Consider the following 8,087-nt stretch of genomic DNA (forward strand, 5'->3'; position numbering starts at 1 on the left):
CCTAAACACGTTTACTCGGGCCCATACATCCGGTAGACAGCAGCAGTAAAGGTTCAGCAACCTTATCTTTCGTATCCAGTTTTCAGGGCGCAAACGGCTTTGAACACATTAAGCACGACTCCCACAGCTTGTGGGTTTTATTGTTTCCATGGAGGATTAGCTCAGCTGGGAGAGCATCTGCCTTACAAGCAGAGGGTCGGCGGTTCGATCCCGTCATCCTCCACCATGATGCGAGTCATTAGCTCAGTTGGTAGAGCACCTGACTTTTAATCAGGGTGTCGTAGGTTCGAATCCTACATGACTCACCATTTTTACATGCGCGTATGGCGGAATTGGCAGACGCACTAGACTTAGGATCTAGCGGGCGACCGTGGGGGTTCAAGTCCCTCTACGCGCATCATATGGATTAGAAAAGGCTTTTTGGATCAGTTAGCTGATCCAAAAAGCCTTTTTGCATATTTATTTTCACCCGGACAAAGGTCGGAGCAACTGAAAACTATGTTAAGCTTATCAAGAAACAATAATATATAAGTCCAAGTAAGACAAAGGCCCGATCTCGGCAGAAGGGAAGTTGAGCGATGCGTAAACCGGATACCATACGGATGCTGGAAAAGCTGATTTTCCCTGCAATAAGAAGTTATAGCTGTCAAATTGCAACGGACTTTTTTTCAATCCCAAGAACGTTTCATACCTACATCATATGTGAAATTACGAGTGGCCGAGGTGTGGCGGTCGTTAATGGAACGCCTTTAACTGTCAAGAAAGGCGATCTTTTTTATGTTCAGCCAGGTATGACGATCGAAGGAAAGTTCGGCAGCGAGCAAGCCATTCATGTTTCGATAATTATGTTTAGAGCGATTATGCTGCACAAAGAAAATAGAAATTGGTCAGTAAGTCAGCCAAAGTTTCCGTTCCCGGCAAAGCTGGATATTTCTAGCCAAGCAATCTCCATCCATGATGCAATACTTTATTTTATTAAAAGGGAAAGTCCGCATCGGTCAGACAGATTCACTAAAAGCAGAAAGCTCAGCAATCTGCTGCATGCCGTTGCAAGTTTGAATAGTACGCAGGGCGAAGGCGATCCACAAGGCGTGCTGGGGATGGAGCGTACTTTGGCATACATAGCCCAGAATTATAGCAAGGAAATGAGAATTGAGCATCTAGCGAAAATGGCGGGCTTTAGCATGAATCATTTTACGCGAAGCTTTAAGCATCAAATGAACATGACGCCAACAGAATATATAGTAAAGCAGCGGATTTCAAAGGCGAAACAATTGCTATTTTCATCAAAAAAAGCAAAAGAAGTAGCGGAGCAAGTCGGATATAAGGATGAGCATTATTTTAGCCGGGCGTTCAAGAAGGTAGAAGGCGTGGCGCCAACATTGTATATCAAAAATAAATGTCATCGTATTGCAGCGCTCTACTATGGGATTGACGATCATTTGCTGACGCTGGGGCTAACGCCTGTTGCAGCCTTGTCCTATAAGGAGCGTGTTTCTTATTCTTATCCATTGCCAGAACTGAGCGGAGATATAGAGAACAAATTCAAGCTGGACAGCCGTAAATCCAATTATGAAAAGCTGATGAGATCGAAGCCTGACATGATGCTTACGAGTGATCGCTTGCTACAGGATGATTCGCTTAACCAGATTGCTCCAACCGCCGTATTGGCACATTCGAATCAATACGGTCAAATGCTGGAGCAGATGGCTAAAATATTGGGTAGAGAGCGGCAAGCTGCGGATTGGGTGGAAAGATATCGCGAGCAAATGACAGTGATTAAACAAAATATTAACACGCGCTGGGGAACACCATCCGTTGCTTTTATTAGAGTTAGCCCGCACTTTTATCGGGTTTACGGAGCAGGAAATCAGACAGGTGCCTTACTTTATGATGATCTTGCTTTGCATTTGCCAAAAGGCTTTCCAAACCGGGAGTGGGCCAAAGACATACAGCTGGAGGAGGTAGCTTCTTTCCACGCGGATCACATTTTTATTATGACTGATCCTACGGATGAGGCCAGGCAACGACTGCAATTGCTGCTTCGGTCCGAACAGTGGACTTCGTTAGAGGCGGTTCGGCATCAGCGGGTTTATGAAGCCGGCGATATGTTTTTTAAGGCTCTGGGTCCTACTGGTAGAATGTGGGCGATAGATTACGTTGCATCACAGCTAAGAGGGTGAACTTGGTGAGCAGATCCACCATTAATAGATGAATTAGTCCATTGCTAATGAAGGGCTCCTTCATTATCATTAATGATAATGATTATTATTATTAAAAAGAGAAGAGGAACAAAACAGATGCTAATGAACAGACTCATCCCTCTCGTTGCTCTAGGTTTGCTGCTGCTTACCTTAGCGGCATGTGGAGGTAATAGCGAAAAGCAAGGCCAGAAAGAAACCACAGCACCAGCAATAGAAGCGACGGCTGAGCCAGTAGCCGCTGATTTGACACGAACGGTTACACATTTGAAAGGCGAATCGATCGTACCTGCCAAAATTGATCGAATCGTTGTGCTCTCCGCAGCATACATTGACCATCTTCTAACCATTGGGGAGAAGCCAGCTGGCGTAAATGTAGAGGTGAGGTACGGAGGCGATTATCTTCCATACTTAGCTAGTGAGCTCGAAGGCGTGAAATTGGTAGGCTCGGCAGACAGCCCTAATCTTGAAGCGATCGTAGAGATTGATCCTGATGTTATTCTTGTTGAGAGCCGTACGGCAGAGGACACCTACGAGCAGCTGGAGAAAATAGCCCCGACCATAGTTCTCGGTACAGAATGGCTTGAATATGAGGATGATACAACCTACTGGACAAAGGATCTGCTAATGGTAGCGGAGCTTTACGATAAGGTTGAGCTAGCCGAACAAAGAATAGAAGAATTGCATCTTAAAACGGCTAAAGCAAGCGAGATCGTCAATAAATTAGACCATAAACAGCTGGCATACCTTCGGGTAAGAGAAAAAAACCTCCAGATCTATGCTGGGAAAGGGCATCCGACGAATACGCTCTTGTATCACGATCTTGGGTTTGCGCGCACGGAGCTGACTCCAGAAGAGCAAAGGGCTGATTTGTCGTTAGAGGTCGTTCCTGACCTGGATGCTGACTATATCGTTTTGGAGGTTGACCCGAATGGACGGGACAATCTGAACAGCATGAACCAAAGCGCTTTATGGGCAAAGGTGCCTGCCGTTCAGAATGAGAAGGTTTATGTAACGGACTCCTTTTGGTTGTTCAAGGGATGGGGCGTTATCGGCCGTGGGCAGATTGTAGACGATGTGTTGAAAATGGTTGAATAGAAGAGTGCTTCTGCTTGGGGTGAAGGACGTTCGATGAATAATGAAACAAGATGCCAGATCGCACAATCCTTTTTGCAAAATCATTTTCGGATTTCTGTGCGGCAGCCGGATGATGAAGAATATTCTTTTGCAGTGACTGAGTTGCTTGATTCCGTATCTCGAACCGCGATTCTGGACATTCAATCCGCTCTCTTAAGTCATCCCGACCGGAAAGTGGTGGGTACGCTGTTTGCGAAGCGCTATTCCGTATGGTTTACGGGACTCGTTGCAGCAGTTGGCTTGTTTGATTATAGGCTGTCTTCGAATCCGGCAAATGTTCGCTTCCATATATCCAGTCAAGCTGTAATGGCATACCAAACGATGCCAGAAGCGCAGGAATGGCTTTCCCATACGGATTTGGCAAAACGAAGGAATCAATTAGCTGTTTATTTTCAAGAGCTGCTGCAAAATACTGATCTCGTTTTCGCTTCCGTATCGGAGCATACGAGCGCCCCCACGAAAGTGATGTGGTCCTTGGTAACCCATCAGCTCCTCCAATATTATGCGAGATTGGAAGAGGAGCACAATCGGGAAATGACGAAGGAAAGGCTGCAGCTGATTGCAGACGATCAAAGCATACTCATGGGATGTAAAAGTGAGCATCTGATATCTACGCAATTACGAAGAGTGAAGCATCCAAGTCACGGGAGCATTTTGTATATACGGCGATACTGCTGCTTGGCATTCAGATTAAAGAGCCATGGCTATTGCCATACATGTCCGAGGCTCAGTGCGCCGGATAGAGAGCGGATGCTCATGCAGGAAAGGTAAGAAGGCATAAGCCTGATCATGTTTGTTATTTTTTGTTAAAGTCCTGCTGAGCGGGGCTTTTCTTTGTGTACCAGAATAAGCAGGCCGCTGTAATTAGGAATGTTCATGATCTGCTTTTGTCAAAGTGGGTGGCATCGCGTATAATTAACCCATCTAAGGGAGGCTGATTCATGAATTTTTATGTTTCGTTTTTTACAAACATTAGCATCCTTATTACCTGTGCCTATTTATTTAACCTCCTATATAAAAACCTATTCCAAAACGCGTCGGATACAACAAAAAACGTTGTTCTTATTTTAACCTTCATCTTCTCGGGCTGGCTCGCTATGAAGGTGGGCTTACAATTACATAAAGGTCCTGTTTTTGATTTAAGGGTCGTGCCGATTATATTTGCGACATTAATGATCCGGAATCCTGTGCATGTTCTTATTATCGGTATCGGTATTGCGGCTTCGAGATATGGGGTTAACGGAATTACGCCAAATGCATTGACAGGATCGATTAATATCACCATACTCGCATTCGTTTCGGCAGGACTTGTACGGCTGTATAGGGGCAAGCAATCCTGGAGTTACCCTAAAAAAGCTGCTATATCGCTGTTTACGATTAATATTATTCAGGTAATGGGCATCGCTATATTTGGCGCTGTCGATCGTCAGCAATATTTAAAAAACATTATGCCGTACACACTGCCTCTTTCCATTCTGCTGGGTGCATTCTTTATCTTTATTATTTATGATTTCTATAAAGAGCAGCTGCTTGTGGATGAACTCCGAAACAAAAACCTGATACTGATTGAACAGAAGCAGGAGCTTCTTTGCACGCAGAAAGCATTGGAAGAAAAGGCTGCTCAAATCCTTAAAGACTCCAAATATAAATCAGAATTTATGTCCAATATGTCGCATGAGCTGAGAACTCCCCTAAATAGTATTATTTTGCTATCCGAGCTTATTGGAGAAAACGAAGCAAAGGATGAGTACAGCGAGAATAAGCAGTATGCTGATATCATTAATGGCTCCAGTCAAGAATTGCTGCGGATTATCAACGATATTTTGGATTTGTCCAAAATAGAGGCAGGCAAAATGGAGATCGACTGGGGAGAGATATCGATGGAAGATATCACTCAGCTGTTATATCATCAGATCCTTCCAATGGCAGAGAAAAAGAAGCTTTCCTTTCAAATATCTATTGAGGATACGGCTCCTGAGCTTTTTGTTACGGATGGCTTAAGACTAAGCCAAATTTTAAGGAACCTATTATTCAATGCCGTTAAATTTACAGACAGCGGAAGTATCCGTTTAGAAATTAGGAAGGATTCATTCACGGACAGCATCGTATTTTCCGTGAAAGATACGGGGATTGGCATTGATGAAGAAAATCAGAAGCTCGTGTTTGATGCCTTTTTACAGGAGGACAGTACGCTTAAGCGGAAATATGAGGGAACAGGGTTAGGCTTATCGATCAGCCATCAGCTAGCCAGACTGCTTGGCGGCTCACTAGCTCTGAATAGCATAAAAGGAGTGGGAAGTGAGTTCACGCTGCGTCTGCCGATTCAGCCTAAGGTCGAATAACAGCTGTCCAGCAATAGTCCAGTACAATAAACTTGGAGGTTAGCATGCTCGTTTATGGATGTGATTTCAGCGGGGCTAAGGATCCGGATGGCAAAATATTTGTAACAATTGGTGAGTTAAAGCAGCACGTTCTAACCATTGAAGCTGTAATCCCTTGCGAGGACAGGCTTGATTTATATTATCGAATTAAAAATCAAGCTGGACCCTGGGGGCTTGATTTTCCGTTTTCCATTCCGAACGTACACTTGGATGAACACTATAAGTCTTCTTGGGAGTGTTTTATAGGAGAGGCCTATGCGGATACGCGCCTGCAATTCAAAACTCGATTCGGAAAGATTCATAGCGGTAGGAACAATATTCGTGATTGTAGGGTGACTGATTTAGCGGTAGGTGGAAAAAGTCCGATATCCGAAACGCCAATTAGCATGAACGGCATGCTCTATGGCGGGAGGAAGCTATTAGGTAATCTGCGTAACGAAGCAGCTGTTTACCCTTTTGATCACCATAGGGAGAGCGCAGCTCGGTTATACGAGGTATACCCTAGCCATGGCTGGACGAAGCTTGGCTTGAATCGTGAGGATACAAGCGCCATTGCGAGACTCCCTGAGCAGTTCAAGCTGACCGTAGACGCCATGTTTGATATCAGGCTGAGCCCTTCTCTCATTCCGATTCACGCGAGCGGTCCCAAAATCGGTAAGCTAATCGACCACGCCTCTGATTCGATGATGGCTTGCATTACTTTGGCTTACGGCATTTACAGTGCAAAGGTCGACGAGGATTGGGAAGTGAAGCCGCCATTTGCAACGTCTGAGGAATGGCTACATCGACATCGGGAGGGTCTGGTTGTAAGGATCGGTTAACGAAAAAGGCGTGCACGGATCTGAGATAGCCCGGGCACGCCTTATTTTATAGGATGTTATGACTGCCCCATGCCTGTGTAGACGAGAACAGCATCTCTTAGAAATCTCGCTGCGCCGGGCTGATGCTTGTCGTAGTATGCGGTGAACCGCTCATCATCGACGTACATTTGCGCAACGCCTGCATGAGCTTCTTTGCTGTAATGTCCCCAGTAGAAGCTGAGCCATTGCCGGTGCAAATCGGCGGTTTTTTGCGCAAGCTCGCTTGCTGGGTCGCCAACAGCGTAGGCCTCAACTAGCGTGTTAATGACTTGCGCTCCCAACTGTTCGATGTCAGCATGCTGCTGCTCTGACATGTTCTTGAAGATCTGATTGGAGCGCTCGATTTGTTCGTCTCCGTATTTTTCTCTTATTTCTTTCCCGTATAGCTTCTCATTCTCATCCATTAATTGCTGTTTGAAACCTTCGAATTTTTCTTTGTCGGTCATCGTAATGCTCCCTTCATGTTGAGCTAATGTTTTGTCGACGTTGGTGATGAGCAAGTCGAGCTGCTGTCTCTTTTCAAGCAGTTTTTGTCTGTGCTCACGCAGCGCGCTTTTTCCGTCAAAGGAGGGGGCGGCCACAATTCTTTTTATCTCCTCAAGACCAATGCCCAGCTCTTTATAAAATAAAATTTGCTGCAGCTTGTTGACCTCCTCCTGCCCATAGATGCGGTACCCCGAGGAGTTGATCCGAGCCGGCTTCAGCATCCCGATTTCATCATAATAGCGCAACGTCCGGGTGCTGATTCCAGCAATCAGTCCTAGCTTTTGTATGGTGTATTCCACAAGTTCGCCTCCTGACAAGATCATCGTACACCTTCACGCAACGTGAAGGTCAATCATTATTTTCAGTGTATCAAAAATGATCAAACCGGCAAAACAGCTGTATTTGAGCCGCTTTAGATTGATTGAATATCTACTTTGCCGCAGGAGCGCAACGCTTGCTTGAATGGATTAGAACATGCTGCTTGAAAACTTCATTATTGAAAGAATCGTCAATCAAAGTTTGAAATCCGGGATATGGCCATTCAAAATGGACTTATCCAATACAGGGCATACAGAAGCATGAGCGTTACTGATATCGAGGCATAAGCGGGTGGAAACCAGCTTTGAAGGGTTTGTTTGAGCAGTTTATAATGAAACGAAATAACGGATGTATACTCATCTTTTTACCCGTTTTAATGCTGAATACATGGGAAATTTAAATAAAATGATTTATTTTTAAAAAAAAGACTTGCAATGATAGTGTGATACATGATATATTCTAATTCCGGCCGAGAGAAACACGCGGACGACAAGCAAAACAAGCGTTACAAACGAAAGAATAGATTGCTCTTTGAAAACTGAACAACGAGTAATAACTGCCTCGCAAATCCTTCGGGATAAGCGAAAAAGCGATAACAAATGTAATGAGCATTTCAAACCATGAAGCTTTTCACTTCGACATCGCGTCGAAGCGAAAACTTCCATTTGGAGAGTTTGATCCTGGCTCAGGACGAACGCTGGCGG

6 protein-coding genes and 3 tRNA genes are annotated in these 8,087 nt (G+C 44.8%); 8 read left to right on the forward strand and 1 reads right to left on the reverse strand.

Features of this window, described 5'->3' with window-relative positions; translation table 11 throughout:
* The first annotated feature begins 150 nt into the window (after positions 1-150).
* From FHS16_RS31375 to FHS16_RS31410, 8 genes are all read left to right on the forward strand, one after another.
* Positions 151-226 (forward strand) — tRNA-Val (locus FHS16_RS31375).
* Between the two features lie 6 nt (positions 227-232).
* Positions 233-308: transfer RNA gene (locus tag FHS16_RS31380), tRNA-Lys, on the forward strand.
* 9 nt (positions 309-317) lie between these two features.
* Positions 318-397, forward strand: a tRNA-Leu gene (locus FHS16_RS31385).
* Positions 398-578: 181 nt separating this feature from the next.
* Positions 579-2,183, forward strand: a complete 1,605-nt coding sequence (locus tag FHS16_RS31390; protein WP_183571648.1) for an AraC family transcriptional regulator — start codon at positions 579-581, stop codon at positions 2,181-2,183.
* 117 nt (positions 2,184-2,300) lie between these two features.
* Positions 2,301-3,299: an ABC transporter substrate-binding protein gene (locus FHS16_RS31395; protein ID WP_183571650.1), complete on the forward strand. Its 999-nt coding sequence runs from the start codon at positions 2,301-2,303 to the stop codon at positions 3,297-3,299.
* A 33-nt stretch (positions 3,300-3,332) separates the two neighbouring features.
* Complete coding sequence (locus tag FHS16_RS31400) at positions 3,333-4,109, forward strand: (2Fe-2S)-binding protein (RefSeq protein ID WP_183571652.1); 777 nt, start codon at positions 3,333-3,335, stop codon at positions 4,107-4,109.
* Positions 4,110-4,279: 170 nt separating this feature from the next.
* Positions 4,280-5,680, forward strand: a complete 1,401-nt coding sequence (locus FHS16_RS31405) for an ATP-binding protein (protein ID WP_183571654.1) — start codon at positions 4,280-4,282, stop codon at positions 5,678-5,680.
* A gap of 44 nt (positions 5,681-5,724) precedes the next feature.
* Positions 5,725-6,540, forward strand: coding sequence for a hypothetical protein (locus tag FHS16_RS31410; RefSeq protein WP_183571656.1), 816 nt, complete (start codon positions 5,725-5,727; stop codon positions 6,538-6,540).
* A 56-nt stretch (positions 6,541-6,596) separates the two neighbouring features.
* On the opposite strand, the gene FHS16_RS31415 is transcribed toward FHS16_RS31410, so the two are convergent.
* Positions 6,597-7,364 carry a MerR family transcriptional regulator gene (locus FHS16_RS31415; protein ID WP_183571658.1) on the reverse strand — a complete coding sequence of 256 codons (768 nt, stop codon included), beginning with the start codon at positions 7,362-7,364 and terminating at the stop codon, positions 6,597-6,599.
* Positions 7,365-8,087 lie beyond the last annotated feature (723 nt).

It is taken from the genome of Paenibacillus endophyticus (assembly GCF_014192395.1).
Classification (GTDB): Bacteria; Bacillota; Bacilli; order Paenibacillales; family Paenibacillaceae; genus Pristimantibacillus; species Pristimantibacillus endophyticus.